Annotated in this window: 1 protein-coding gene and 1 pseudogene; both read right to left on the bottom strand. The window is 46.3% G+C overall.

Annotation, left to right across the window (positions count from 1 at the left end; all coding sequences use genetic code 11):
- Positions 1 to 174 (bottom strand): annotated as a pseudogene (locus tag R7E42_RS25110) (U32 family peptidase); the annotation flags it as partial.
- A 149-nt stretch (positions 175 to 323) separates the two neighbouring features.
- The coding region (locus R7E42_RS25115; protein ID WP_318073256.1) for an EAL domain-containing protein at positions 324 to 1,125 on the bottom strand (802 nt) is incomplete at its 5' end.

A 1,125-nucleotide genomic window follows, 5' to 3' on the forward strand; every position in this document is an offset into this window, starting at 1 on the left:
GTTGTGGTCATGCACATATTGCACGGCCTTTTCTAGCTTTTTACCGTTGAAGTTCAAACCAGCAAAGTGACGCGCGTTGGTATCGTCTTTGAAGCCGATGTACACGGCATCTGCACCGCAATCAATCGCGGTTTTTAGCGCAGGCAGGTTACCCGCAGGACACAAGAGTTCCATATGCTCACAATCATAGAGAAGGAAAAGGTGCCCGCATTTTATGAAGAATTATGAATAGCTAATTTGACCTAAGTTAGGTTTAGCTCAATAAACTCAATATTTACCCCTTGAGAGTAGGGGTAAAGGTTTGATTTGACGAAGTAGGGGGATCAGTTTTTGTGGCGGCGGTTTTGCACAAACAACTCTTCGATTTCATGTTTTGGCTGAGGTCGGTAGAAATGAAAACCTTGAATCGAGTTACATTGAAGGTTGGAAAGCAAAGTAGCTTGCTGATGCGTTTCTACGCCTTCTGCAACGACCGTTAGTTCCAAAGATTTGCCCAAGTTGATGATGTTCTCGATGACGGTCACCTGTTTTGGCAGGGCATCAATGTCATTAATGAACGCACGGTCGATTTTTAGTTCATCAATCGGGAAACGAGCTAAATACGACAGTGACGAATACCCAGTGCCAAAGTCGTCGATCGACAAAGCAAAGCCCAGCTTTTTAATCGCATTCAGCATTTGCAGCGTATGTTCGCTGTCACTCATCACCGCGCTTTCCGTTAGCTCAAACGTGATGCAACTTGGATCAAGTTCGGTTGTGCGCAGCAGTTTCTCCATAAAGTCGATCAACTGAGGGTTGCCAAACTGTTCTGGAGACAGGTTGATCGCGACGCGACCCGGCAAAATGCCTTGTTGTTTCCAGCGTTTTACGGTGTTGAATACATCACGCATCACCACGCGACCCAGATGCTCAATCAAACCTGCTCGTTCCGCCACAGGAATAAATGATCCTGGGCTAATGTAGCCCTCAACCGGATGTTTCCAACGTACTAAAGCCTCTGCGCCATTGATACTGAAATCACGGGCGTTCACTTTGGGTTGATACCAAACTTCAAGACCATTTTGCTGCAGGGCTTTTTGCAGTTCGATTTCGAGCCACAAACGCATACGCGCTTCTTCGTTCATT

The sequence above is a fragment of the Vibrio sp. Vb1337 genome, from assembly GCF_033338715.1.
GTDB lineage: Bacteria > Pseudomonadota > Gammaproteobacteria > Enterobacterales > Vibrionaceae > Vibrio > Vibrio alginolyticus.